Origin of the sequence: Streptoverticillium olivoreticuli subsp. olivoreticuli, assembly GCF_003391135.1 — a bacterium.
Lineage (GTDB): Bacteria > Actinomycetota > Actinomycetes > Streptomycetales > Streptomycetaceae > Streptomyces > Streptomyces blastmyceticus.
On sequence record NZ_CP031455.1, the window covers coordinates 2,150,576 to 2,175,281 of the forward strand.

Here is a 24,706-nt window from a genome sequence, read left to right on the forward strand (position 1 = left end):
TCCCCCAGCGGCCCGCGGGTTGCGAGCGATGGCCTATGTGTTCGGCCACAGATGCCGGGCGACCGGGGAGGACCGGATCCCGCGATCCGCACAAACCGGCAATAACGTGACATGTCGCATGCGTCAGGGGCGATGCAAGCAGACCGTCCATTCCCCCACAAGGTGTGGTCGGCACAGTGGTCAGTGCTCGCCGAACAGTCCTTCCGGTTCCCTTCCGCCCGCATGCCCGGACGCGGTCGCGGACCGTTCCCACGCAGAGGAGCAGCCATGTCCCGTGTCTCCACCACCGGCAAGAGCACGAACCCGACCACCGCCCACGCGCTGTTGCGGCGCCTCCACGACCACGGGGTGCGCACCGTGTTCGGGGTGGTCGGCCGTGAGGCCGCGTCGATCCTCTTCGACGAGGTGGACGGCATCGACTTCGTCCTGACCCGGCACGAGTTCACCGCCGGTGTCGCGGCCGACGTGCTGGCCCGCATCAGCGGCCGGCCGCAGGCGTGCTGGGCCACGCTGGGCCCCGGCATGACCAATCTGTCCACGGGCGTCGCCACCTCCGTCCTCGACCGGTCGCCGGTGATCGCGCTCGCCGCCCAGTCCGAGTCGCACGACATCTTCCCCAACGACACCCACCAGTGCCTGGACTCGGCGGCGGTCATGCGGCCGATGACCAAGTACGCGGTGGAGCTCCAGCGCCCCGACGACATCACCGACCTGGTGGACTCGGCCGTCTCCGCGGCGATGACCGAGCCGGTCGGGCCCAGCTTCATCTCCCTGCCCGTCGACCTCCTCGGCAGCGAGATCGACACCTCGCTGGAGCACCCCGGGGCCAGGACCCCGGCCAAGCCCATCGGCGCGGTCGAGGACGGCTGGCAGGAGGCGGCGGGCAGGGCCGCGGAGCTGGTCGCCTCGGCGCAGCACCCCGTGCTGGTCGTCGGCGCGGCCGCGATCCGCTCCGGGGCGGTGCCCGCGATCCGCGCGCTGGCCGAGCGGCTGAACATCCCGGTCATCACCACGTACATCGCCAAGGGCGTGCTGCCGCACGGGCACGAGCTGAACTACGGCGCGGTCACCGGCTACATGGACGGCATCCTGTCCTTCCCCGCCCTGGAGACCCTGTTCGGTCCGGCGGACGTCATCCTCACCGTCGGCTACGACTACGCCGAGGACCTGCGGCCCTCCATGTGGCGGCACGGCGGGGAGAAGACGACGGTCCGGATCTCGCCGACCGCCAACCCGATCCCGCGGGTCTACCGCCCGGACGTCGACGTCGTCACCGACGTGCTGGCCTTCGTGGAGCACCTCGACGCGGCGACCGCCGGCCTCGCCGCGAAGACCCCGCACGACATCACGCCGCTGCGGGAGCGGATCGCCGAGTTCCTGGCCGACCCCACGTCCTACGACGACGGCATGCGGGTGCACCAGGTCATGGACTCCATGAACACGGTGATGGAGGAGACCGCCGAGGACGGCGAGGGCACGATCGTCTCCGACATCGGCTTCTTCCGCCACTACGGCGTGCTCTTCGCCCGTGCCGACCAGCCGTACGGCTTCCTCACCTCGGCCGGCTGCTCCAGCTTCGGCTACGGCATCCCCGCCGCGATAGGCGCGCAGCTGGCCCGCCCGGGACAGCCGACCTTCCTCATCGCGGGAGACGGCGGCTTCCACTCCAACAGCTCCGACCTGGAGACCATCGCCCGGCTCAACCTGCCCATCGTCACCGTCGTCGTCAACAACGACACCAACGGCCTGATCGAGCTCTACCAGAACATGGGACACCACCGCAGCCACGACCCCGCGGTGAAGTTCACCGGTGTCGACTTCGTCGCCCTGGCGCAGGCCAATGGCGTCGAGGCCGTCAAGGCCTCCTCCCGCGAAGAGCTCCTGTCCGCCCTCCGCAAGGGCGCCGGCCTCGGACGGCCGTTCCTGATCGAGGTGCCGGTGAACTACGACTTCCAGGCCGGCGGCTTCGGCGCCCTGAGCATCTGATCATGGCGCCGACGCTTCCCGCCGCCGTCGGCTTCCTCGCCGAGGTCCGCCAGGACGGCGGCCGGCCCCTCGACGCGGTCTTCGCCTCCCTCGGCTCCCGGGCCGAGCTGAAGGAACGGACGGCCGACCAGAGCCTGCGCACCGTCGTCCTGCACTCCGGGGCGCCGGACGGGGCCCACGCCCGCGCCCGGGGCAGGACGCTGGTGCTCGCCGGAGAGCTGTACAACCAGGACGAGCTGCTCCGGCTGCTGCCCGCCGGGCACGCCCTGCCGGACACCGACGCCGCTCTCGTCCTCGCCCTCTTCGACACCTATGACGCGCACGCCTTCCGGCTGCTCAACGGGCGGTTCGCCGCGCTGGTCGCGGCCCCCGGGCGAGCGGTGCTCGCCACCGATCACGCGGGCTCGGTGCCCCTCTACGCCTCCGCCGCCCCCGGCCGGGTGCTGGCGGCGACGGAGGCGAAGGCGCTGCGGACCGCCCCCGCCGGGCGGCCGCTCGCCGCCCGGCCGGTCCGCCGGCTGCCCGGCACCCACCAGGTCCCGGCCGGCACGGTGCTCGACATCGAGGTGGCCACCGGGAACTGCGTCACCCACCGCACCTGGGCACCACCGCTGGCCCGCCGGATCATGCGGGAGGAGGAGGCGGTCGAGTCCGTCCGCCACGCCGTGGAACACGCGGTGCGGGTCCGTACGGGCGCGGACATCCCCCTGGTGGTGCTCTCCGGCGGCATCGACTCCTCCACCGTCGCGGCGCTGGCCGCCCGCCGGTCGGCCGGGCCCATCGACACCGTCTCGATGGGCACCGACGAGGCCGACGAGTTCCCGCAGGCGCGTGTCGTCGCCGGGCACATCGGCTCCGCGCACCGGGAGATCACCATCCCCACCGCCGACCTGCTGCGCCGGCTCCCCCACACGGTCCGGGCGGCCGAGTGCCTCGACGCGGACATCGTCGAGTACCTGCTGCCGCTGACCGCGCTGTACCTGCGGCTGGGAGAGCAGGGCCGGCGCATCCTCACCGGCTACGGGGCGGACATCCCGCTCGGCGGCATGCACCGCGAGGACCGGCTGCCGGAGCTGGACACGGCCGTCTGCCGGGACATGGACACCTTCGACGGGCTGAACGAGATGACGCCGGCCCTCTCCGGGATCGGCGGCCACTGGTCCACCCACCCCTACTGGGACCGCGACGTCCTCGACCTCCTGGTGTCGCTGGAGGCCGGGCTGAAGCGCCGCTACGGGCAGGACAAGTGGGTCCTGCGCGCCGCCATGGGCGACGTCCTGCCGCACGAGGTCGTCGTCCGCCCCAAGCTCGGCGTGCACGAGGGGTCGGGCACCACCTCGTCCTTCACCCGGCTGCTCACCGACGCCGGTGTCCCGCGGGACCGGGTGCGCCGCGCCAAGCAACTGGTCGTCCAGGAGCTGTTCGACCAGGTCGTCGTCGAGGGCCGGCATCCGGACGAGGTGGCCACCGGCACGGTGGTGGAGCTGGTCACCGACCGGCTGATGTCCGGCGCCCGGCCGGTCCCGCGATGACGCCGGCCACGACCGCCGTGAGACGGCCCGTCGCCGACCGTCGGCCCGCACATTGAGGAGGGAGCACCCAGTGGAACGCATCGACACCACCGTCTCGCCCCGCTACGCGCAGATCCCCACGTTCATGCGCCTTCCGCACGACCCGTCGCCGCGGGGCAAGGACGTCGTCGTCATCGGCGCCCCCTACGACGGCGGCACCAGCTACCGGCCCGGCGCGCGCTTCGGCCCGCGAGCCGTACGGAACGAGTCCGGGCTCATCCACGGCGTGGGCATCGACCGCGGGCCCGGCACCTTCGACCTGATCGACTGCGTCGACGCCGGGGACATCGACCTGACCCCGTTCAACATGCACATCGCGATGGACACCGCGCAGGAGCGGCTGAGCGGCCTGCTCGCCGACAACGCCGCCTTCCTCATGATCGGCGGCGATCACTCGCTGACGCTGGCCGCCCTGCGCGCCGTCGCGGCCAAGCACGGGCCGGTCGCCGTCCTGCACCTGGACGCGCACTCCGACACCAACCCCGCCTTCTACGGCGGCGAATACCACCACGGCACACCGTTCCGGCACGCCATCGACGAGAAGCTCGTCGATCCGCGGCGCATGGTGCAGATCGGGATCCGGGGCCACAACCCGCGGCCCGACTCGCTGGACTACGCCCGCGGGCACGGGGTGCGGATCGTCACCTCCGACGCGTTCTGCGAGCTCGGCCCCGCGGCCACCGGTGCGCTGGTGCGGGACCTCGTCGGCGACGCGCCGGTCTATGTGTCGGTGGACATCGACGTCGTCGACCCGGCGTTCGCGCCGGGCACCGGCACCCCCGCCCCGGGCGGCCCCACCTCGCGCGAGGTGCTCGCCCTGCTGCGCGGCATCGGCGATCTGCGTCCGGTGGGCTTCGACGTCATGGAGGTCTCGCCGCTCTACGACCACGGCGGCATCACCGCCGTCCTGGCCACCGAGATCGGCGCCGAGCTCCTGTACCAGTACGCCCGCGCACACACCCGAGAAAGGAATTCCTCGTGACCGTGCTGCACTGCTCGGAACACTCCGCGGAACTGCTCACGCTGGCCGCGCGATTGCCCAGGGTTCCCCGCGAGGACCTGTACGGCTTCCTCGACGCGGCACACGCCGCCGCCGCGGCGCTGCCCGAGCCCCTGGCGACGGCGCTGGACGAGTTCAACGCCCACGGCAACGACAACGGGTACCTGCTGCTGCGCGGCCTGCCGGTGGAGGAGGACGGCGCCCTGCCGCCCACCCCCGACAGCACGCCCGCGCCGGTGGACCGCCCGCTGCTGAACCAGGAGGCCATGCTCGCGATCGTCGGCCGCCGTCTGGGCCTGCACACCGGCTACCGCGAACTGCGCTCCGCCACCGTCTACCACGACGTCTACCCCTCACCCGGTGCCCATCACCTCTCCTCCGAGACCTCCGAGACCCTGCTGGAGTTCCACACGGAGATGGCGTACCACGTGCGGCAGCCGAACTACGTGATGCTCGCCTGCTCCCGGGCGGACCACGAGCGCAAGGCGGCCACCCTCGTGGGCTCGATCCGCAAGGCGCTGCCCCTCATACCCGACGACGTCCGCGCGCACCTCTTCGACCGGCCCGTGCCCTGCTGCGTGGACGTCGCCTTCCGCGGCGGCGTCGAGGACCCCGGGGCCATCGCCGACGTCAAGCCGCTCTACGGCGACCCGCGGGACCCGTTCCTCGGGTACGACCGCGAGCTGCTCGCCCCGCGGGAGGCAGCCGACGTCGAAGCCGTCGCCGTGCTGTCGAAGGCGCTCGACGAGGTGCGCGAGGCGGTACGCCTCGTTCCCGGCGACATCCTGATCGTGGACAACTTCCGCACCACCCACGCCCGCACCCCCTTCGCACCGCGGTGGGACGGCAAGGACCGGTGGCTGCACCGCGTCTACATCCGTACCGACCGCAACGGGCAGCTGTCCGGAGGGGAACGGGCCGGGGACGTCGTGGACTTCGTGCCGCGCCGCTGACCCGCTGATCGGCACAGAGGCCGGTGGGCCGCCGGGAGGCGGCCCACTGGCGCGTCCGGCGGGCCGTCTGCCAAGCTGAAAGCCAGCATCTTTATACGGAGGAGTGGATATTCATGACGGGTGGCACAGTCCATGAGCCGCGGGGATTCGCGGTGCACACCGCGCCGGCCGGGCTGGCGGACGACGGGCGGGACGACTTCACCGTACTGATCTCCACCGCGCCGGCCGTGGTGAGCGCGGTCTTCACCCGCTCCCGCTTCGTCGGCCCCAGCGTGACGCTGAGCCGCGCGGCGGCCGCCGACCGCACGGCCCGGGGAGTCGTGGTGCTCGCCCGCAACGCCAACGTCGCCACCGGCGCGGAGGGCGAGGACAACGCGCGTGAAGTACGCGCCTCGGTGGCACAGGCGGTGGGCCTGCCCGAGGACGAACTGCTCATCGCCTCCACGGGTGTGATCGGCCGTCAGTATCCGATGGAGCGGATCCGGGACCACATCAAGACCCTGTCCCCGCCGTTCCCCGACGGCGGCTTCGACCGGGCGGCACGGGCCATCATGACCACGGACACCCGGCCCAAGGTGGCCTGCGCGCGGGTCGGCCGGGCGGTGATCACCGGCATCGCCAAGGGGGTCGGCATGCTGGAGCCCGACATGGCCACGCTGCTGACCTTCTTCGCCACGGACGCCCGGCTGGACCCCGAGGAGCAGGACCGGATCTTCCGCCGGGTCATGGACCGTACCTTCAACGCGGTCAGCATCGACACGGACACCTCCACGAGCGACACGGCGGCGCTGTTCGCCAACGGGCTGGCCGGCCCCGTGGACCCCGCGGAGTTCGAGGAGGCCCTGCACGAGGTGGCGCTGAAACTCGTGAAGGACATCGCCGGTGACGGCGAGGGCGCGGGCAGGCTCATCGAGGTGCACGTGGGCGGGGCGCGTGACACCGCGCAGGCCAAACGTGTGGGCAAGGCCGTCGTCAACTCGCCCCTGGTGAAGACCGCGGTGCACGGCGGCGACCCCAACTGGGGCCGGGTGGCCATGGCGATCGGCAAGTGCTCCGACGACACCGACATCGACCAGGACAAGGTCGTCATCCGCTTCGGCGACGTGGCCGTCTACCCGCCCGGCCGGCACGGCACCCAGGACGAGGACGCGGTGCGCGCCGCCGTCGCCGAGCGGATGCGGGGCAGCGAGGTGGTCATCGGCATCGATCTCGGCATCGCGGACGGCGCCTTCACCGTGTACGGCTGCGACCTGACGGAAGGGTACGTCCGGATCAACGCCGACTACTCGACCTGAGCACAGGCTCGGCGGACCGGCGGGCGCGGCACGTCCCGCCGGCCCGCCGCGGCCGGCCGGTCAGCCGGTGTACTCCATGGCCATGACCCCCCAGCTGAAGCCCAGGGCGCTGGTGGCGTGCAGGACGAGGTCACCGCGCCCGAGGCTCTTGCCGGTGATCAGGTCCTGCATCGCGATCAGGGTGTCCGCGTTGCCCATGTGCCCCAACCGGTGGTAGTTGAAGACGCTCTTGGCCTCGGGCAGGCCCAGCTCCCGCAGCAGCCGTTCGTGGATCCGCCGGTCGCCATGGGTGACCAGCATGTAGGCGACATCGGTGATGTCCCTGCCGATCGAGGCGAGCAGGTCCGTGGTGAGCCCGGCGAAGTTCTCGATGTAGGCGTCGCCCAGGCCGTCGCGGCTGCCGTGGCGCCGGACGGCGATCCGCTCGCCCTCGCGGACGCCCGTGTAGTAGTCGGACCAGCTCGGGTCGGTGCGCATCTCAGCGCCCAGGAACCCGGCCACCCGGCCGGACGCCGACAGCAGGAGCGCGCCTCCCGCGTCCCCGTTGTTGAACAGCTCCTTGGCCCCGGGCTCACCGTAGTCCAGCATCGTGCTGACCCGGTCACCGATCAGCACGAGCGCGTACTCGTCGGGCCTCGACGCGGTCTTGTCGCACGCGATCTGCACCGCGGCCGTCACGGAGTTGCAGTAGTTCGCCAGCTCGAAGCAGAACGCCCGCTCGATCCCGAGTTCGTGGGCCACCTTGGCCGCCGGGGACCAGAACGGGGTGTCCCACTCGCCCGAGCCGGCATAGATCACGGTCCGGACGGCCGACGGCGGGACCTGGGTCCGTTCCATCACCGTCCGGGCGGCCCGCAGGGCGAGCTCCCACTCCCGCTCGCCGGCTCCGAGCACGGGGATGCCGTCGCAGCCGGTGACCGCTCGCACCTCCTCCTCCGGCAGGCCGGACTTCGCGGCCATCTGCCGGACGGTGATCCGCGACGACGGCAGCGAGATCTCGAAATCGACTATTCCCACCATGACTCACTCCACCTCTGTGCGTGCCTTCTTGTCGGATGCGGCCCGGGGCCCGGGCTAGGAGAAGAACAGAGGCTTTCCGGCGTAGTAGTCGTCGACCGCCTCGCTCATGCTCGTCCGCGACGGGGGGTGGAAGACGATGGCCTGCGCGGCGGACGCCAGGTAGGCGATCTTCGGGGAGGCTATGTACGCCATACCGCCCAGCATCTCCACTGCCTGGCCGACGGTCCTGGTGATGATGTCCTGCACGGAGAACCGGGTGAACAGGGAGGCCGCGGCGCAGTCGTTGCCGAGGTCGCCGTCCATGATCCTGCGGGCGACCCCCTCCACGAGGAACGCCGCCGTCTCGACGAGGAGGCAGAGCTGCGCGCGCTCCGCCGCCGACCCGCGCCCGTTGCGCAGCACCAGGTCGACCAGTGCGCTGGCGACGCCGGTGTACGAGGCGGCGATGATCATCTGGAACCAGATCACGCCGGCCTCGTTGAGCTCGTCCAGCTTCTCGGCCGCGTTCGGCGGGGTCCGCAGAATGTGCTCCGACTCGACGAAGACGTCGTCGAGGCGGACCTCGTCGCTCTCCGCGGCGACCAGCGGGAAGGTCGACCAGAAGTCGTGGACGGAGATTCCCGGTCTGTCGGCGGGGAGCACCAGCAGGCCCATCTCGGTGGCGCCGTCGTCCCCGCGCACCGCGACGCTGGCGGTGAGGAGGTCCATCGAACGCGAAAGACTGCAGGGCTTCTTGGAGCCGGTGACGAGGTAGCCACCGGGCGCTTCCCGAGCCTGGACCGTCGGACTGAGGATGCCGCGGCCGGAGCGGCCCTCCGCGAAGCCCGAGGCGATGAGCGAGCGGTTCTTCGCCAGGACGTCGAGCACGGACGCGCGGATGCCGGTGGTGCTTTCGTAGAGCGGGCCGACGGAGTAGAGCATGCCGACCGAGAAGTGGTGCATCGCGGTCGCCACCGCCAGTGAGGGGGCGAGCGATGCCAGCGCGCGGATGACCCTGACGGCTTCGAGGGCGGAGGCGCCGATGCCGCCGAAGGCGCGGGGCACCAGGAGGTTGGTGCCGCCGTGGTCCCGGAACAGCTGGATCGCGGGGCTCTCCGGGGACTCCAGCCGGTCGAACGGCACGTCGGCGAGGCGGCCGGCGAGGCCGGGCAGGAGCTTTTCGCAGGCATCGTGGTCAAGTTGCAGGAATTTCATGCTCTTTCACGTACCTCCATGAGTAGGCGGGGTGCGGCTTCAGTTGTCGACGAGCCGCATCAGGAAGGGCGGGTAGCGGTCGCCGTGCACGGCCGCGGCCGGGACCGCGGCCTCCACGGCCGCCCGCTCCTCGGGGGAGAGTCCGACCCGGGCGGCGGCGAGGTTCTCCTCCAGGTGGTCGCGGCGGGCGGTGCCCGGGATGGGCACGACGTCGTCGCCCTGGTGGTGCAGCCAGGCCAGTGCGAGCTGTGCGACGGTGATGCCGCGCTTCGCGGCCAGTGGCCGCAGCGCCTCGACGACCGCCAGATTGCGCGGGAGGCCGGTTCCGGAGAACCGCGGGAGCGTGTGCCGGAAGTCCTCCGCGGGGCCGAGGTCGGCGGTCGAGCCGATCCGGCCGGTCAGGAAGCCGCGCCCGAGGGGGCACGAGGCGATGATGCCGATGCCCAGTTCCCGGCACGTGGCCACGACCTGCTCCTCGATGCCCCGGCTCCACAGGGACCACTCGCTCTGCACGGCGGTGACGGGATGCACCGCGTGGGCCCGGCGGATGGTGTCGGCGGAGACCTCGGACAGGCACAGGTGCCGCACCTTGCCCTCGGCGACGAGTTCCGCCAGGGCGCCGACCGCCTCTTCGATCCGCTCCCCGGGGGCCGCCCAGTGCTTGACGTACAGGTCGAGGTGGTCGACGCCGAGGCGGCGCAGCGAACCGTGGCAGCGCTCCCGGATGTAGGCCCGGTCGCCGCGGACCCCGAGGAACTCCCCGCTGTGGTCGCGCTCCAGGCCGACCTTCGTGGAGATCAGCACCCGGTCCCGCCGGCCCGCGACGGCCTTCCCGAGCAGCCGCTCCCCCTCGCCGAGTCCCTGGACGTCCGCAGTGTCCAGCAGGGTGACACCCCGGTCGATCGCCCGATGCACGGTGGCGACGGCCTCGGCGGGGTCGGACCGCGCGTAGAAGGAGGTCATGCTCAAGCAGCCCAATCCCTGGGCGGGTACCTGTAGTTCGCCGAGTCTGCGGGTCGGCAGGGGTGGGTCGTCGGTCGTCATCTGTCTGCTCCTCATGCGCGCGGGCGGCCGTCGTTGCGTGAACAGCCGGGTCTCACCACGAGTCGATGTGCAGGACCTGTTCGAGCGGCTGGCGCACGGCGGGCTTGAAGTCCGTGCCGAGGGAGAACGCCGTCGGGATCAGCGCCGCCTGGACGATGCCCTCGGGCAGGCCCAGCAGTTCGGCGATCTCCTTCTCGTACATCAGGTGCAGGGTGGTCCAGGCGGTCCCCAGCCGGCGTGCCCGGGCGGCGAGCATGTAGCTCCAGGCGGCCGGGATGACCGACGCCCACTTGCCGGCCTCGTTGTACTCGGGGGCCGCGCTCACGTCCAGGCAGGGGATGACGAGGACGGGCACATCGCCCATCCGGTCGCCGAGGTGGGCGACGCTGCTGCCCACGCGCTTCTGCACCGCATGGCGCTCGGGGTCGTCCGGGTAGAGCGACGCGCACGACCCCTCGGACTCCAGATACGCCCGCACGGCGCGCTGGTAGTACCGGCCGATCGCGGCCCGCTGCTCCGCGTCGGTCACGACGATCCAGTGCCAGGTCTGCCGGTTGCTCCCGGACGGGGCCTGCAAGGCGACGCGGATGCATTCCTTGACGAGTTCCAGCGGCACCGGGCGGGTCAGGTCCAGCCTCTTGCGCACGGAGCGGGTGGTCGTCAGCAGTTCGTCCGGGGTGAGGTCCAAAAGCGACATGAGGCGGTCCTTCGGTGTTCTCGGGCGGCTCGGGGAACGGGGTGCCGGGTGCCGGGTGCGGTGCTAGGGCCGGACCGTGCCGTCGGGCCCGACACGTTCGAGGACCGAGAACAGCCCGTCGGCCAGTTCGTCCGCCTCGCCGCGGTCCATCACCAGTGGGGGGTTGATCAGAAGGGACCGCGGGTTGCCGCGCACGATGATGCCCTCGTCCTCCCGGAGGGCCTGGGCCACCGGGGCCGCCCCGGTGGGCAGTTGCGTCCGGGCCGTCCTGTCCGCGACGAGCTCGACGCCCAGCATCAGGCCGATCTGGCGGATGTCTCCCACGACGGGCAGGTCGCGGAGCGGCGCCAGCCGGTCGGCGAGATACCCGCCGGTCTTCGCCGCGTTCTCCAGCAGGTTCTCCCCCTCGATGATGTCCAGATTGGCGAGCGCGACCGCGCAGGCGGTGGGGTGCCCGGTGTAGGTGAACCCGATGGGGAAGCCGGTGGCACCGGTCACCGTGGCCGCCACCTCATCGGTGACGAGCACCGCGCCGTGCGGGACGTAGCCGGAGGTGATGCCCTTCGCGGTGACCATGATGTCCGGGGTCACCCCGAAGTGTTCGGCGGCGAACCAGCGCCCGGTCCGGCCGTAACCCGTCACCACCTCGTCGAAGATCAGCAGGATGCCGTGGGACCGCAGCAGCTCCGCGACCCGCGGCCAGTAGTCGGGCGGCGGTATCACCGCGCCGCCGACGCTCATGACCGGCTCGCCGATCATCGCCGCTATCCGCTCCGGCCCGATGCGCTCGATGGTCTCCCGCAGTTCCCGCAGGCAGAATTCGGTGACGTCCTCGCCGCCGTACGCCTCGGAGTGATACGGGTCGGGAGCCGTCAGGTGATGCACGTCCGGCATGACGGGACCGAAGCCCTGGTGGTACACCGGCAGCCCCGAAACGCTGCCGCTGCCATAGCCGATGCCGTGGTAGGCCGTCTTCCGCGACAGGATCCACGTCCGTTCGGGCTGTTCCCTGCGGTAGTGGAAGTAGCGCGCCATGCGCAGGGCGATCTCGTTGCCCTCGGCCCCGCCGCTGGTGAAGTACGCGCGCTCCAGGCCGGGCGGTGCGAGATCGGTCAGCCGTACGGCCAGCTCGATCGCCTTGTCGTTGCTCATGGTCTCCCAGATGTGGAAGCACTCCAGGGAGGACATCTGGGCGGTGGCGGCCTCCACGATCTCGCTCCGGCCGTGACCCACCTGCATCATCCCGAGCACTGCCGCGGCGTCCAGGTATTTCCTCCCCGAACTGTCGCGGACATAGCACCCGCGGCCCTCGACCATGACGGTGCGTTCCGTGCGGCTGTCCGGCAGATTGGGATGCATCAGCCGGTCACGGTCGGCCCGGACCCACTGTGCGGTCCTCTCCGAAGCGGGAATCCCCGAAGCGGGAATCTCCGGACCGGGAATCGATGCCGCCGGGGAATTGGGCATGAGGCAAGCTCCTTTGCGGATGGTCCTTCGACGCGTTGACACCTGCGGGAGGAAGACCCCACCGGGGGGAGTGCACCCGGTCGCGACGAACGGCTCCCGGATCGCAGGCAGTTTTACAGCCGGGCGTTGTGTTCCGCTGACACGGAACACGAGCGGAACGTCAAGCGGCCCGCAAGGCGGGTCGAGCGCTCACGGCGACGCCACCGCCCGCAGGGAGCCGTGGTGCGCCCGCCCGTGCGTCACCTCGCGCATCCTGTCGAGATCCATGGCGTCGGCCACGAACGAGCAGACGGTGCGGCGGTTCAGTTCCGCGGGTGCCAGCTCCCGGCGCACGACGTCCCGTACGAGCGGATGCACGAAGTCGATGCGCTCCGGAGCGCTCTCGTCCACCGCGAGCAGGCCGCCGCGCACGGCCCTGCGGGCGGCGTCGGACGACTTCCAGTCGCCGGACCCCACGTCCTCCACCGCGCCGTGGACACGGTCCGGGCCGAGCACGGCGCATACGTTGAGCACCGCGAGGATGTCCGCCGGAAGCCCGGACAGCCGCTCGATGATCACCTCCTGTGTCACCGTCGGCACCAGGTCGCGCACGTCCTCGGCCGTCGCCCCGTCCGGGAGCGCCTCCACCAGGCCGAGCAGGAAGTACGGATTGCCTCCGGAGCGCTCGTGGAGCGCGGCGCACAGGTCCGGGCCGACGTCATGGCCGCGGGCGGCCGTGACGATCTGCCCGGTGTGCTGCGGGGCGAGTGCGCCGAGTTGTATCTCCTCGGCGTTGAGCGACTGGAGCACCGCCGCCCGCGCCGCCCGGTGACCTGGGTCGTCGGCGATACGGAAGGTCCGTGACGTGACGACGAGCAGGAACCGCGATTCGGCCGACTGGCGGGTGAGGAAGGACAGCAGGGAGAGCGAGGCGGTGTCGGCCCACTGGAAGTCCTCCAGCACCAGCACCAGCGGTCGGCGGGAGAGCCCCAGCAGGGCCTGGCTCAAGGCGTCGTGGAACTCGAACCGGCCCGGCCCGGACGGCAGCGGACGGTCGCCCGCCCTCCGGTCCCGGTCCAGCTCGGGCACGAGGGAGGCCAGCACGTGCCGGACGCTCTCCGGCAGGGCCTCGACCGCGTCCGGCCGGCGGGCCGCCGCCCTGCGCAGCCCCTGCGTCCACGGCCAGTAGGGAGGCATGTCGTCGCACGGCGGACAGTGGACGGTGACGACGTCGGTGCCGGCCTCCTGGCACAGGCGCCCGAATTCCTGGACGAGCCTGGTCTTGCCCGCACCGGCCTCCCCGGCGACCAGCACGGTGCGTCCTTCGCCGCGGTGGCCCGCCTCCACGGCGGCCAGCAATCGCCGCAACTCGCTCCGCCGCCCGGCGAACGCCGCGGAATCGCCGCCCGCCCGCTGTTCCGGCGTGCCGCACGGCCCGGCAGCGGCGAGCGGCTCCTCGGTGGGGGCGGGGCGCGCGGTCACGAACGGTGACCCGGACGCGTGGTGGAAGGACGTGGAGGCGAGCGAGGGGTCGTGACGGAGGATCTCCTCGTGGACCCGCCGCAGCTCCGGGCCGACGTCCGCGCCGAGCTCATCCGCGAGGTACTGCCGGGTGTGCTCGAACTGGCGCAGCGCGTCGGCCTGTCGGCCGTCGCGGTACTGGGCGCGCATCAGCTGGGACACCAGCCGCTCGCGCATCGGATGGCGGGTCGCCTCGCTTTCGAGCTCGGGCAGGACTTCCTCGCTGCGGCCCAGGGCGAAGGCCGCTTCGGCGCGCGTCTCCACCGCGGTCAGCCGGAGGTGGTCCAGCCGTACCGCCTCCTGGTCCGCGAATTCGTAGCCGGCGAGATCCTCGAAGGGCGGCGCGGCCCACAGGCGCAGCGCCTCGGACAGCAGCGCGAAGGTCTCGGACGGCTCGCCGCGGCGCTGGGCGACGAGCCCCCGCCCCACGGTCTGCTCGAATCTCATGACGTCGACGTGGTCCGGGGCCGCGTCGAGCACGTACCCCGGCGAGCGGTATTCCAGCCGGAGTGCCGCCCCGCCGTAGAGCGGTTGGGCGGCGATCAGCCTGCGCAACCGGGAGACGTACGACTGCAGGGTGGCGACGGCGTGATCGGGCGGCCCGGTCTCCCAGATGCTCCGGATCATCGACGAGGTCGACACGACCTTGCCGGCGTTGATGAGCAGCAGCGCGAGCACGGCGCGCCGCCGCGGCGGCCCCAGCTCCAGCGACCCTTGGGGCAGCCGCACGGTCATTCTGCCGAAGGCGGATATCGCGGCGGGGGCGGCACCGGCGGCCGATGTGCGGATCCGATGCGGTTTTTCCATGGTGAGTTGACCGGAGCGGGCCGACCTTCTCATTCTTTCTCCTTCCCCGTTCGGGCCCTGGGCCCTGGCGGCGAATTCTTGAGCCATAGCCCGCACACGATTCCCTCCGTCCGGCGGCGCTCCCCCGATGCCGGACATCGTGCGTCACCGCCCTTGCCGTGAGCTGGTCCGGCGCTGACGAACGATTCCTCGCCGGTGGCGGAAAGGCGGTTTCCCGCCGCCCGTGCCGAAAAATCCTTGTGGATTGCTTGACGTTCGCTTGCAGGCGACTGAACAGGGCCTTTGAATGCGCCAAACCCTGTGCAACTATCCGGATCGTCTCGGTCCGCCGCGCGGCACCGACCGCCTTTCGAGCACCGTCGCAGGTGCCAGAACGACAGGGACCGACATGCCCGTACCACCGGCTCCGAGCCCGACCACCACGGCCGCGTCACGGACCGCCGACCGGACCGGACCACTGCTGCGCGTTCTGGGCCCCATGTCGGTGCACCACGACGGACGCGACCTCCCGCTCGGCCCGCCACGCCAACGCGCCCTGCTCGCCCTGCTGTTGATACGTCTGGGCCGCGTCGTGCCCACGGAGCTGCTCGTCGAGGAACTCTGGGGCGAACGGCCGCCGCGCCAGGCCGTCGTCAGCCTCCAGAGCCATCTCTCCCGGCTGCGGCGCGCCCTGCACCCGGCGGCCGCTCCGGGCCACCCCCCGGTGCTGCGCCACCGGGCGCCCGGCTACGTCCTGGAACTCGATCCCGAGCACATCGACTTCTGCCGCTTCGAACGCCTGGTGACCGACGGGCGGCGGCTGCTGGAACGCGGCGACCCGCTCGCCGCGCACGACCGGCTCACCGCGGCGCTGACGCTGTGGCACGGCACGCCCTACGCGGAGTTCGACAACCATCCGGCGCTGTACGACGAGAGCACACGGCTGGAACAGGTCCGGCTCACCGCGCTGGAGTCGCGCGCGGAGGCCCGCCTCGCCCTCGGGGCGGCCCAGGAGGTGGCCACGGAACTGGAAGCGGAGGTTCGCCGCCATCCCGCGCGCGAGCGCCTCGTCGGCCACTTGATGACCGCGCTGTCCCGGCTCGGGAGGCAGGCCGAGGCGCTGGAGGTGTACGAACGGACCCGCGGCCACCTGGTCGAGCGGTTCGGCGTGGACACCGCCGCCGAACTCCGCCGGATCAGGACCGCCATCCTGCGCCGGGAACCGGAGGCGGGCGGACCCGCCGGGCACCCGGACGGTGAGCCGGAGCAGGCCGGGGAATCGGGGGAGCACGGCGGGGACGACGACGCCGGGGCGGCCGGTGGGCGCGCGGACCACGGTCCGGGGACGCGTGGGTCCGGCGAGGCCGAGGTGGACCGGGAGGCCGACGGGATACAGCGGTCGAGCGGGCCGGGGCGGGCCACCGAGGACGCGGAAGTGACGTCGGCCGGTGCGACGTCCGAACGGCCGGCCGCTCCCTCGCCGTTCACCGGCCGCGGCCGGGAACTGCGCCGCCTGACGACCGCGGCGGCGAGCGCGCTCATCGGTCACGGACACGTGGCCGGCGTCCTCGGCCCGGCGGGCGTCGGCAAGACCCGGCTGCTCCTCGAACTCGCCCCGCGGCTGGAAGCCGCCGTCACGGGCCGGGACGGCACCGGCCTCGAGGTGGTCTGGGGCCACTGCTTCCCCGGCGAGGGCGTCCCGCCCTACTGGCTGTGGACCCAGATCCTGCGCCGGCTCTCGGCCACCCGCCCGGACGACTTCCGCCACGCGGTGGAACCCTTCGGCACCCTGCTCGCCCCGCTGCTGCCCGAGCGCTCGGCCGTGCCCGAGGGGCCGGGCCCCGCTTCCGACCGGGGCCGGGCCCGGTTCCTCAGGCACGACGCGGTCTGCGAGGTCCTGCTCGCCCTGGCCGGGCGGAGCCCGCTGGTGCTGCTGCTGGAGGATCTGCACTGGGCCGACGCCGCCTCGCTGGAACTGCTCGGACTCCTGGGCATCCGCCGCCAGGGCCATCCGCTCGGGATCGTGCTGACCGCCCGCGAGTTCGAGGCCGAGTCCGACCCCACGCTGCGCCGGACGCTCTCCGAGGTCCTGCGCGGCCCCAGGACCGAGACCCTGCGGCTCGGCGGCCTCTCCCGGCAGGCCGTCGCCGCCCTGGTCGGGGCGCAGGCCGGGCCGGGTGTGAACCCGGAAGTGGTCGACGTGCTGCACCGGCGCAGCGAGGGAAACCCGTACTTCGTCACGCAGTTGCTCTCCCTCTTCGACGACGCCCGCGGCCTGCACCGCCCCGACGCGGTGGACGTGCTCCTGACCCGCGTTCCGGCCGGCGTGCGCGAGGTGCTGCACCAGCGGTTCGCCGCGCTGCCCGAGCCGGTGCTCCGGGTGCTGCGGCTGTGCGCCGTCATCGGCACCGAGGTCGACACCGACCTGCTGCGCCGCACCGCGGCCGATGACGAACCCGTCGCCGCCGCGCTGGAGGCGGCGATCGGCGCCGGGCTGCTCGACGAGGACCCGCACCACCCCGGACGGCTCCACTTCGCCCACGCCCTGGTCCGGGAGACGCTCATCGACGAACTCGCGCACGAGGAGCGGCACCGCATGCACGCCGCCGTCTCCGAGGCGCTGTGCGCCCGCAGGCCCCTGGGGGTGGAGAACGAGGAGATCGAGCGGGTCGCCCATCACACCTGGCACGCCCAGTGCGTGATTCCCGCCGCGCGGGCGCTCCCCCGGCTGCTGCGCGCGGCCGAACACGCCGAGCGGCACTGGGCGTACGAGGAGGTGGAGACCTGGCTGCGCAGGGCGGTGCACCTGGTCGGCCTGCTGCCTTCCGACGATCCGTCGGCCGTGCGGCTGGAGCGGCAACTGCACATCCAGCTCGGCCAGGTGCTGGCCACCACCCGTGGCCACGGCCACCCCGAGGCCGAGTCGCAGCTCGCGCACGGGCGGACCCTCGATGCGGCCGCCCACGCCCCGGAGGACCCGTCGGCGCTCTGGGCCCTGTGCGCGGCGTCCCTGGTCACCGGCCGCTACGACGCCTCGCGCCGCTTCTCCGGCCGGCTGCGGGAGATCGCGCGACGGACCGGCGAGCCCGTGGCGCTGCTCGGCGCGGCCTACGGCGAGGGGATCGTGCTGCACGTCCGCGGCCAACTGCCACAAGCGCTCGCCAAATTGGAACAGGGCATCGAGACGGCGGACCGCTTCGCCCTGGAGGGCCATTCGCCGGCCCGTACCTTCCGGCACGACCCGCGCGTCTCGTGCCGTTCCTATGCCGCCTTCACCCACTGGCTCATGGGCGACCGGCGGACCGCGGGGACGCGCCGCCGCGAGCTGCTGCACCTGACCGGGTTCGAAAGCAGGCCCTCCGACCGGTGCTTCGCCCTCTATGCGGACGCGGTCGTGGCCGCCTGGGAGGGCGACGCGGCCACGGCGCGTTCCTCCGGCTCCGGGGGCGCCCGCCTGGCGGGCGAACACGGGCTGCTCTACTGGAAGGCCATGCTCGGTCTGCTCGAAGGGTGGGGCCTGGCCCACTCCGGGCGTGCGGACGACGGACTGTCCCTGATGCACGCCTCGCTGACCGGATTACGCGGCTGCAATGCGCACATCCGCCACCCGCTCCACCTGGGCCTGCTCGGCCAGGCCCAGCACCACGCCGGCCGGACCGAGGAGGCGCGGACGACCTTCCGCACCCTGCTCGCCGCCGTGGAGCGGCACCGGGAACACGTCTATCTGCACGCTTCCCTGCCCGCCACCCGGCTCCTCCACGACCTCCTGGGGCGCGGCGCCGCGGAGGCCGTGTGACGGGGCAGGCGGCCGCGGCCGGCAGATCTTCCGCTTCCCGGGCCGGATGCTACGAATTCGGGCGCAGCGTCCAGACCACGGTCATCTCGCCGGTCACCGCGCCGTCCTCGCGGGTGATCGCGACGCGGACGGGGAACTCCGGGCGCTCGCCCGCGTCCAGTTCCGCGACGACCTCGGCCGCCGGGCGGCCCAGTTCGGCGGTGGCGGTGACGGGGCCCTTGGCGAGCTTCTTGTAGCCGATCTCGGCGCGCACGGCCAAGGGCACGGCGCGGGAGAGCTGGTCGCCGAAGGCGGCGAGGACGATGGCGCCGCTCGCGGACTCGGCGAGGGTGAACATCGCGCCGGCGTGCGGGCCTCCGACGTGGTTGTGGTAGTCGGGCTGGTCGGGCAGGCGGACGACGGCACGCTGCGCGGTGGTCTCCTCGAAGACGAGGTTGAGCGTACGGGCCATGGGCACCGTGGCCACGAGCATGTCGCCGATCGAGGGCTGGGTCTCAGACATACCGCAGAAGTTACCAGTCAGTAGCAATGGCGGGAAGGGGCTCCCGTCACCCGGGTCCCCGGCTCCCTCTATGGTTATCCGCCATGTGGCCAGGACAGCAGCCGCCCGGGGGCGAGCAGAACCCGCAGGACCAGAATCCGTACCAGCAGCCGGGGTACCGACAGCAGCCCAACCCGTACCAGCAGCCGGGGTACGGACAGCCCGGCCCTTCGCAGCCGAACCCGTACCAGCAGCCCGCCCCGGCGGGCCCGCCCATGGGGGCGCCCGCGCAGACCGCGCCGCAGTGGACCGGACCGGCCGGTCCCGGCGGCCCGCAGCCGCCGAAGGACAGGAGCAGGCGCACCACGATCATCGCGATCACCGCCGCGGTGGCCGTGGTCGCCGCCGCCGTGATCACGGGCGTCGTCGTCATGAAGGACGACGGCAAGGAGACCGTGGCCAAGAAGGACCCCACGTCGGCCCCGTCTCTCGCGCCGTCCTCGCCGGCCCCCTCCTCCGGCTCCACGGACGCGCCCGTGGACAACCCGCGCGGCGGTGGCGACGACGTCAAGCCGGTCGTCGACGGCTGGAAGGTGGTCGTCAGCAGCAAGCGGCACATCGCCTACGACGTCCCCGCGGAATGGTCGGTCGACAGCCCCGGCATGTCGGTCGGCTTCTCGGACGACAAGGGCAAGCCCCTGATCACCATGAGCTCCCCCGCCTACTACAAGCAGGGGGTGTGCGGGAAGAACACCCAGTCGGCCGCGGTCGGCACCAAGGGCGCGCAGGGCGCGAAGAGCGAGGAGAGCGCCGCCAAGATCGAGGCCGAGAACTGGCTGATCGCGGGCTACGACCAGAAGCAGACCGGCAAGCTCGACAGCACCGACGCCAAGCCCTTCAAGAGCGACCACGGCCTCACCGGCTACTCGTCCTCCGCCACGGTGACCGGGGTGACCAAGACCGAGAAGTGCTCGTCCGACGGCAAGTCCTTCACGGTGACGTACAAGGACACCAACGGCGACCTGGCGACGTGGGTGCTCTACGCGGACAAGGGCGTCGACGGCGAGCTGCCGGACGACACCGTCAAGAAGATCATGAGCTCGCTGCGCCCGCTCAAGAGCTCCTGAGCAGGCCGGCCGCCGGGGCGCTCAGCCCACGCTGAACGCCCCGCCCGGCGGCTCCGGCGAGCCCACGGCGTCCGCGTCCGCCACCACGGCCGCGCCCGCCGCGAACCGCGCCAGCGCCTCCCCGTGCTCCACGCGCGCCGGGAAGGCGTCGGCGGCGGTACGGCGGGCGAGGGCGGCCACCGGGAGTTCGGTGTGCGAGGCGACGAGCACGGCGTTGCCGAAGCGCCGCCCCCGCAGCACCGAGGGCTCGACGATCAGGCACAGGTGCGCGAAGACCTCCTGGAAGGTCGCCACCTGGGACCGGAGGAAGGTGAAGGGGGCGCCGTCGGCGAGATTGGCGGCGTAGCTGCCGTCGCGGCGCAGCACCCGGGCGGCCGAGCGCGCGAACTCCACCGAGGTGAGGTGGGCCGGCACCCGGGAGCCGCCGAAGACATCGGCGACGATCACGTCCGCGGAGGCGTCGGGCGCGGCCTCCAGTTCCGTACGGGCGTCGGTGGCCCGTACGTCGACGCCGGAGCCCTCGCGCAGCGGGAGGTGTTCGGCGACCAGGGCGAGGAGGCCGCGGTCGGCCTCGGCGACGCGCTGCCGGGAGCCGGGGCGGGTGGCCGCGACATAGCGGGGCAGGGTGAGGGCTCCGCCGCCGAGGTGCAGCACGTCCAGGGCGCGGCCGGGTTCCGCGGCGGCGTCCAGGACGTGGGCGATGCGCTGGGTGTACTCGAATTCGAGGTGGGTCGGGTCGTCCAGGTCCACGTACGACTGGGGTGAGCCGTCGACGGTGAGCAGCCAGGCTCGGCGGCGGTCGACGTCGGGCAGCAGTTTGGCGGTGCCGCAGTCGACGTCCTGGGTCACGGGTATGGGTTCGTCCACTCCCCCATTGTGAGGTGCCGGGGCTCCGCCCCCGGACCCGCGCGTGATCGCCGGTCTGCGGCACTTCCGGGGTCCGGCCTACAGGACCCGGCCCACACCGACCGTGCGGCCGGATTCGCGGAGGACGACGGGAAGGCCCGGTTCGAGCGGGGCGGCCCGGTCCAGGGTGAGCGTGAGGGTGAGCGGACGGCCGGGCGGGGCGGAGCCGTGCGGTCCGAGGTCGACCGTGCCGGGGACGTCGGCCGTACGGAAGTGGAGCTGCACCCGACGGCCGGTGGCCAGGGGCCGGGGGCGGCCGCCGTCGTCCGGCGGCAGCAGCCGCACGCGGGCGTGGACGCGCCGACGGGGCAGGACGCTGCCGGGCGCGGCGACGACATCGCCGCGGTGCACCTCGTGGCGCTCCACCCCGTGCAGGAGCAGCGCGACGCTGTCGCCGGCCCGCGCGGCGGCCATGGGTTCCCCGAAGGTCTCCAGGCCGGTGACGCGGGCGGCGCGGGGCCGCGCCGGGCGGCCGACGACGTCGACGGCCGCGCCGGGGCGGACGGTGCCGCGCTCGATGGCCCCGGCGACGGCCGTGCCCCGTCCGGCGAGGGTGAACACCCGCTCCACGGGCAGCAGGAGAGGCCCGTCCGTGCGGCGCACCGGCGTGGGCAGATAGGTGTCGACGGCGTCGAGCAGCGCCTCGATCGTCCCCGTCCAGCGGGGATCTCCGTCCAGGGCGCGCAGCGCGGAGACGCGGACGATGGGCGTCCGGTTCCCGTCGTAGCCGTGCGCGGTGAGAAGCGCGCGGACGTCGAGTTCGACGAGTTCGGTGATCTCCGGGCCGCCGGCGTCCGCCTTGGCGAGGGCGACGACCAGGTGCCGCACTCCGCATTGGCGGGCGAGCAGGAGGTGCTCGGCGGTCTGCGGTCCGACGCCGTCGAGCGCGGAGACGACGAGGATCGCCCCGTCGAGCCCGGCGGCCGCGGCGATCATGTGCTTGACGCGGTCGGCGCGGCCGGGCAGGTCCGCGTGGGCGTAGTGGCGGGTGCCGGTCTCGTAGGCGACGTGGGTGACGTGCGGTGCGCCGGGGCCGTGGTGCGCGGGGCGGGCGCCGAGCAGTCGGGTGATGGCGGTGGTGAGCGTGGTCTTCCCATGGCCGGTGTGTCCCATGGTCGCGATGTTCAGGTGCGGCTTGGTGCGCACGTATGCCTGCTTGGGCATGGTTCCTTTCCCCGGGTGCTGTGGTGCGTGCCTTCGCGCGGACCCCGAGGGCCGGGCCGACCCTCCCCTTCGGGGTCCGCGGAGCGATCCGGGGAGAGTCGGCGTCGCCTGAGGTCGTGGCCGAGTGGGTCCGCGGCCCGGCGGGGGCGGGCGGCAGCCTCCGGCGCGCCCGCGGGGGCGGGCGTCGGCAGGGGGTGGGCATGCCGGCACACGCTGTCGATGCTCGCGCACGGGGTGCGGGGCGTCGAATGGTTTTCCCTTGTACGGGTGTTGGTGCTCCCCGCGGGTGTGCGAGGCCGGGCGGCGATTTGCCCGTATCGCTCCGGGCCCGGTGTCCGGCGGGCGAACGGGCGACGACCGAATGTGCGCGTTCTGCACCGTCTCACCGTGATCACAGCGGCTTTACCCACAGGTCGGTTACGCTCCAGCGATGCTCGAATCCGCCCCGCCCTCCCCCGGTCCCGCAGGACGCCGCGCCCGTGCGCTGCTGTCCCCGTGGTTCCGCCTGGGGCTGCTCGTCGCGCTGCTCGCCGGTGCCGCGGCGGCCGTGCTGGCGTTCCGGCCGGAGCGGCTGCTCGCCGACGGCTGGCCGCCGCACACGTCCGGCGGTGCGGCCGTGGTGCTGTTCGCGGGTGCGTACGGGCTGTGCACGGCGGCGTTCGTGCCGCGCCCGATCCTCAACCTCGCGGCGGGCGCGCTCTTCGGCGGCCCGGTCGGGACGGCGGCCGCCGTGGTGGGCACGGTGCTGGGGTCGGGTCTCTCCTTCGGGCTGGGCCGGCTGCTGGGGCAGGACGCGCTGCGGCCGCTGCTGCGCGGCCGGTGGCTGACGGCGGCGGACCGGCAGCTGAGCCGGCACGGCTTCCGGTCGATGCTGGCGATCCGCCTGTTTCCCGGGGTGCCGTTCGCGGCCGCGAACTACTGCGCCGCGGTCTCCCGGATGGGCTGGGCGCCATTCCTGCTGGCGACCGGGCTCGGCAGCCTGCCGAACACGGCCGCGTACGTCGTCGCCGGCAGCCACGCGTCCTCCCCGACGTCACCGGCGTTCCTCGGCGCGACGGCGTTCATCGCCGTCACCGGGCTCGCGGCGGTGGTCGTGGCGTGGCGCAGGAAGGGGCGGGCGCTGCGGGCGTCCCGCACGTGACCCGACCGCCGGCCGCGCGGGGCCGTCAGCTCGCGTCGATCTTCACGTTGCCGGAGCTGGTGCGGACCGACAGCTTCGCGTCGGCGGACTCGTCCTTGCGCACGCCCACCTCGCTGCTGCCCGAGCTGGTGCCGGTCTCCACGTGGTATCGGGCGGTGCGCGGACGGGGGAACACAACGGGCGTTCACCACCCGGGAATGCTGTCCTGGACACGCCCGCACATCAGGCGCACCCGCGAGGAGCAGACCCGTGATCCCCACCGACGACCTGTCCGATCCTGCCGTACGGGCCCTGGTGAACGCCATCAACACCAATGACGTCGCGGCGTTCCGGGCCGCGCTGACGCCCGGGGCCACCATGTCCGACGACGGGTCGGACCGGGATCTCGCCCAGTGGGCCGACAAGGAGATCTTCTCCTCGCACGGGCACATGGACATCGAGTCCGAGTCGGACGGCGGGCGCTCGCTCGTCGCCCGCTACAGCAACGACACCTGGGGCGCGATGCGCACGCGGTGGCATTTCACGGTCGACGGCGGCGGCAAGGTCAGCCGCTTCGAGACCGGGCAGGCGTGACACGGGTGCGGGGCGGGCCGGTCGGCCCGTCCCGCACCCTTGGGTCACCGCGGAGGGTCAGCCCTGCACGCGCCGCGCGGTCGCGATGAGGTAGCCCAGCTCGGGCATCTCCATGCTCTCGCCGTCGGCCGGCTTGAGCTTGGCGATCATCTCGGCGCCCGCCTTGGCCTCCAGCTGCGCCAGGTTCTTCATGGCGTGCTCGGTCAGGCGCTTGGCGGACTGCTTGGTGGTCTGCTCGCTGACGTCGAGGATCTCCGTGCAGCGCAGCCCGGCCTCGCGGAGCAGCGCGGGGTAGGCCTCGAGGCTCGCGGCCGACTGCGTGAGGTAGGTCTTGAGGATCTTCTCGATGACGGGGCGCCGCTCCTCGGTGATCGGCTCCCGCTCGAAGTTGTCCGTCAGCGTCAGGCGGCCGCCCGGGCGCAGGACGCGCGCCGCCTCGGCCAGGGCCGTGGCGCGGTCGGGCATCTGCATGACGGACTCCACGAGCCACACGGCGTCGAAGGAGGCGTCCTCGAACGGCAGGGCCATCGCGTCGCCGTGCTGGAACGACACCTTGTCGCTCACCCCGGCGGACTCAGCGAGCTCGGTCGCCTTCTCCACCTGCTTGCGGCTGACGTTGATGCCGACGACCTCGGCGCCCGTGGTGGCGGCGAGGCGGACGGCGGGGCCGCCGACGCCGCAGCCGATGTCGAGCACCCGGTCGCCGGGGCCGACGCCGAGCCGCTTTATCAGCATGTCGGTCAGGCGGTCGGCGGCGTCCGCGAGACCGGTGGTGTCCTCGAGGCTCTCCCAGTAACCGACGTGGACGTTCGGGCCGTAGAGCGCCGCGTCGAAGAGACCGGCCAACTGGTCGTAGAAGGCGCCGACCTGAGCGGTCACACCAGCGGAATCGGTCGTCGTCATGTCTTTCTCCCACCGTTACAGCGAATATTGCTGCGAAATGAACAACGCATTTCGGTGATCACGAGCCTAGCAGGAGGCCCGGCCAACTGGGCCTCCTGCTAA

Annotated in this window: 20 protein-coding genes; 9 read left to right on the plus strand and 11 right to left on the minus strand. The window is 72.6% G+C overall.

The genetic code is table 11. The annotated features are described in order from the left end of the window. The first annotated feature begins 267 nt into the window (after window positions 1–267). From DXZ73_RS09005 to argJ, 5 genes are all read left to right on the plus strand, one after another. A complete protein-coding gene (locus DXZ73_RS09005) occupies window positions 268–1,986 on the plus strand; it encodes a thiamine pyrophosphate-binding protein (protein ID WP_116210495.1) in 1,719 nt (572 codons plus the stop codon). Further along, window positions 1,986–3,518, plus strand: coding sequence for an asparagine synthase-related protein (locus DXZ73_RS09010; RefSeq protein WP_116215506.1), 1,533 nt, complete (start codon window positions 1,986–1,988; stop codon window positions 3,516–3,518). Before DXZ73_RS09005 ends, DXZ73_RS09010 begins: the two co-directional genes overlap by 1 nt. A gap of 70 nt (window positions 3,519–3,588) precedes the next feature. Next, the gene (gene speB, locus DXZ73_RS09015) at window positions 3,589–4,539 is read left to right on the plus strand and encodes an agmatinase (RefSeq protein WP_116210496.1); all 951 of its coding nucleotides are present in this window, start codon (window positions 3,589–3,591) and stop codon (window positions 4,537–4,539) included. Then, a complete protein-coding gene (gene cs1 / locus DXZ73_RS09020; protein ID WP_116210497.1) occupies window positions 4,536–5,510 on the plus strand; it encodes a clavaminate synthase Cs1 in 975 nt (324 codons plus the stop codon). Before speB ends, cs1 begins: the two co-directional genes overlap by 4 nt. A gap of 113 nt (window positions 5,511–5,623) precedes the next feature. After that, window positions 5,624–6,805, plus strand: coding sequence for a bifunctional glutamate N-acetyltransferase/amino-acid acetyltransferase ArgJ (gene argJ / locus DXZ73_RS09025; protein WP_116210498.1), 1,182 nt, complete (start codon window positions 5,624–5,626; stop codon window positions 6,803–6,805). A 60-nt stretch (window positions 6,806–6,865) separates the two neighbouring features. Here the strand turns inward: argJ and DXZ73_RS09030 are convergent, their stop codons facing one another. The 6 genes from DXZ73_RS09030 to DXZ73_RS09055 all read right to left on the minus strand — a co-directional run bounded on the left by DXZ73_RS09030 (window position 6,866) and on the right by DXZ73_RS09055 (window position 14,567). Then, window positions 6,866–7,825, minus strand: a complete 960-nt coding sequence (locus DXZ73_RS09030) for a 3-oxoacyl-ACP synthase III family protein (RefSeq protein ID WP_116210499.1) — start codon at window positions 7,823–7,825, stop codon at window positions 6,866–6,868. A gap of 54 nt (window positions 7,826–7,879) precedes the next feature. Beyond that, window positions 7,880–9,019, minus strand: a complete 1,140-nt coding sequence (locus tag DXZ73_RS09035; RefSeq protein ID WP_116210500.1) for an acyl-CoA dehydrogenase family protein — start codon at window positions 9,017–9,019, stop codon at window positions 7,880–7,882. Window positions 9,020–9,058: 39 nt separating this feature from the next. Beyond that, window positions 9,059–10,063 carry an aldo/keto reductase gene (locus DXZ73_RS09040; RefSeq protein ID WP_116210501.1) on the minus strand — a complete coding sequence of 335 codons (1,005 nt, stop codon included), beginning with the start codon at window positions 10,061–10,063 and terminating at the stop codon, window positions 9,059–9,061. 52 nt (window positions 10,064–10,115) lie between these two features. Continuing rightward, window positions 10,116–10,760, minus strand: a complete 645-nt coding sequence (locus DXZ73_RS09045) for a nitroreductase family protein (protein ID WP_116210502.1) — start codon at window positions 10,758–10,760, stop codon at window positions 10,116–10,118. 63 nt (window positions 10,761–10,823) lie between these two features. After that, a complete protein-coding gene (locus tag DXZ73_RS09050) occupies window positions 10,824–12,227 on the minus strand; it encodes an aspartate aminotransferase family protein (protein WP_116210503.1) in 1,404 nt (467 codons plus the stop codon). A gap of 189 nt (window positions 12,228–12,416) precedes the next feature. Next, window positions 12,417–14,567 carry a BTAD domain-containing putative transcriptional regulator gene (locus DXZ73_RS09055; protein ID WP_162890124.1) on the minus strand — a complete coding sequence of 717 codons (2,151 nt, stop codon included), beginning with the start codon at window positions 14,565–14,567 and terminating at the stop codon, window positions 12,417–12,419. A gap of 355 nt (window positions 14,568–14,922) precedes the next feature. Here DXZ73_RS09055 and DXZ73_RS09060 point away from each other — a divergent pair, with 355 nt between their 5' ends. After that, the gene (locus DXZ73_RS09060; RefSeq protein WP_240351275.1) at window positions 14,923–18,309 is read left to right on the plus strand and encodes a BTAD domain-containing putative transcriptional regulator; all 3,387 of its coding nucleotides are present in this window, start codon (window positions 14,923–14,925) and stop codon (window positions 18,307–18,309) included. 49 nt (window positions 18,310–18,358) lie between these two features. On the opposite strand, the gene DXZ73_RS09065 is transcribed toward DXZ73_RS09060, so the two are convergent. Beyond that, a complete protein-coding gene (locus DXZ73_RS09065) occupies window positions 18,359–18,811 on the minus strand; it encodes a DUF4442 domain-containing protein (RefSeq protein WP_116210506.1) in 453 nt (150 codons plus the stop codon). An 83-nt stretch (window positions 18,812–18,894) separates the two neighbouring features. Between DXZ73_RS09065 and DXZ73_RS09070 the strand changes: the two genes are divergently transcribed. Continuing rightward, a complete protein-coding gene (locus DXZ73_RS09070) occupies window positions 18,895–19,917 on the plus strand; it encodes a hypothetical protein (protein ID WP_116210507.1) in 1,023 nt (340 codons plus the stop codon). Between the two features lie 21 nt (window positions 19,918–19,938). On the opposite strand, the gene DXZ73_RS09075 is transcribed toward DXZ73_RS09070, so the two are convergent. Then, window positions 19,939–20,784 carry a spermidine synthase gene (locus DXZ73_RS09075; RefSeq protein WP_116210508.1) on the minus strand — a complete coding sequence of 282 codons (846 nt, stop codon included), beginning with the start codon at window positions 20,782–20,784 and terminating at the stop codon, window positions 19,939–19,941. Between the two features lie 78 nt (window positions 20,785–20,862). Further along, a complete protein-coding gene (locus DXZ73_RS09080) occupies window positions 20,863–21,987 on the minus strand; it encodes a GTP-binding protein (RefSeq protein WP_116210509.1) in 1,125 nt (374 codons plus the stop codon). A 430-nt stretch (window positions 21,988–22,417) separates the two neighbouring features. On the opposite strand from DXZ73_RS09080, the gene DXZ73_RS09085 reads away from it, so the two are divergent. Then, complete coding sequence (locus DXZ73_RS09085) at window positions 22,418–23,128, plus strand: TVP38/TMEM64 family protein (RefSeq protein ID WP_116210510.1); 711 nt, start codon at window positions 22,418–22,420, stop codon at window positions 23,126–23,128. A gap of 25 nt (window positions 23,129–23,153) precedes the next feature. Here the strand turns inward: DXZ73_RS09085 and DXZ73_RS38010 are convergent, their stop codons facing one another. Next, on the minus strand, window positions 23,154–23,303 hold the full coding sequence (locus DXZ73_RS38010) for a hypothetical protein (protein WP_162890125.1): 150 nt from the start codon (window positions 23,301–23,303) through the stop codon (window positions 23,154–23,156). Between the two features lie 74 nt (window positions 23,304–23,377). On the opposite strand from DXZ73_RS38010, the gene DXZ73_RS09090 reads away from it, so the two are divergent. Then, window positions 23,378–23,701 (plus strand): nuclear transport factor 2 family protein, encoded by a 324-nt coding sequence (locus DXZ73_RS09090; RefSeq protein WP_116210511.1) that lies wholly within the window; start codon window positions 23,378–23,380, stop codon window positions 23,699–23,701. Window positions 23,702–23,758: 57 nt separating this feature from the next. Here the strand turns inward: DXZ73_RS09090 and DXZ73_RS09095 are convergent, their stop codons facing one another. After that, window positions 23,759–24,604: an SAM-dependent methyltransferase gene (locus DXZ73_RS09095; RefSeq protein WP_116210512.1), complete on the minus strand. Its 846-nt coding sequence runs from the start codon at window positions 24,602–24,604 to the stop codon at window positions 23,759–23,761. Window positions 24,605–24,706: the final 102 nt, after the last annotated feature.

What these genes read in the sequence shown, in the direction of transcription:
- DXZ73_RS09040 (WP_116210501.1), bottom strand. Translation starts at nt 10,063, where the DNA reads ATGACGACCGACGACCCACCCCTGCCGACCCGCAGACTCGGCGAACTA.
- DXZ73_RS09085 (WP_116210510.1), top strand. Translation starts at nt 22,418, where the DNA reads ATGCTCGAATCCGCCCCGCCCTCCCCCGGTCCCGCAGGACGCCGCGCC.
- argJ (WP_116210498.1), top strand. Translation starts at nt 5,624, where the DNA reads ATGACGGGTGGCACAGTCCATGAGCCGCGGGGATTCGCGGTGCACACC.
- DXZ73_RS09045 (WP_116210502.1), bottom strand. Translation starts at nt 10,760, where the DNA reads ATGTCGCTTTTGGACCTCACCCCGGACGAACTGCTGACGACCACCCGC.
- DXZ73_RS09005 (WP_116210495.1), top strand. Translation starts at nt 268, where the DNA reads ATGTCCCGTGTCTCCACCACCGGCAAGAGCACGAACCCGACCACCGCC.
- DXZ73_RS09065 (WP_116210506.1), bottom strand. Translation starts at nt 18,811, where the DNA reads ATGTCTGAGACCCAGCCCTCGATCGGCGACATGCTCGTGGCCACGGTG.
- DXZ73_RS09095 (WP_116210512.1), bottom strand. Translation starts at nt 24,604, where the DNA reads ATGACGACGACCGATTCCGCTGGTGTGACCGCTCAGGTCGGCGCCTTC.
- DXZ73_RS09050 (WP_116210503.1), bottom strand. Translation starts at nt 12,227, where the DNA reads ATGCCCAATTCCCCGGCGGCATCGATTCCCGGTCCGGAGATTCCCGCT.
- DXZ73_RS09060 (WP_240351275.1), top strand. Translation starts at nt 14,923, where the DNA reads ATGCCCGTACCACCGGCTCCGAGCCCGACCACCACGGCCGCGTCACGG.
- DXZ73_RS09070 (WP_116210507.1), top strand. Translation starts at nt 18,895, where the DNA reads ATGTGGCCAGGACAGCAGCCGCCCGGGGGCGAGCAGAACCCGCAGGAC.
- DXZ73_RS09030 (WP_116210499.1), bottom strand. Translation starts at nt 7,825, where the DNA reads ATGGTGGGAATAGTCGATTTCGAGATCTCGCTGCCGTCGTCGCGGATC.
- DXZ73_RS09035 (WP_116210500.1), bottom strand. Translation starts at nt 9,019, where the DNA reads ATGAAATTCCTGCAACTTGACCACGATGCCTGCGAAAAGCTCCTGCCC.
- DXZ73_RS09055 (WP_162890124.1), bottom strand. Translation starts at nt 14,567, where the DNA reads ATGAGAAGGTCGGCCCGCTCCGGTCAACTCACCATGGAAAAACCGCAT.
- DXZ73_RS09080 (WP_116210509.1), bottom strand. Translation starts at nt 21,987, where the DNA reads ATGCCCAAGCAGGCATACGTGCGCACCAAGCCGCACCTGAACATCGCG.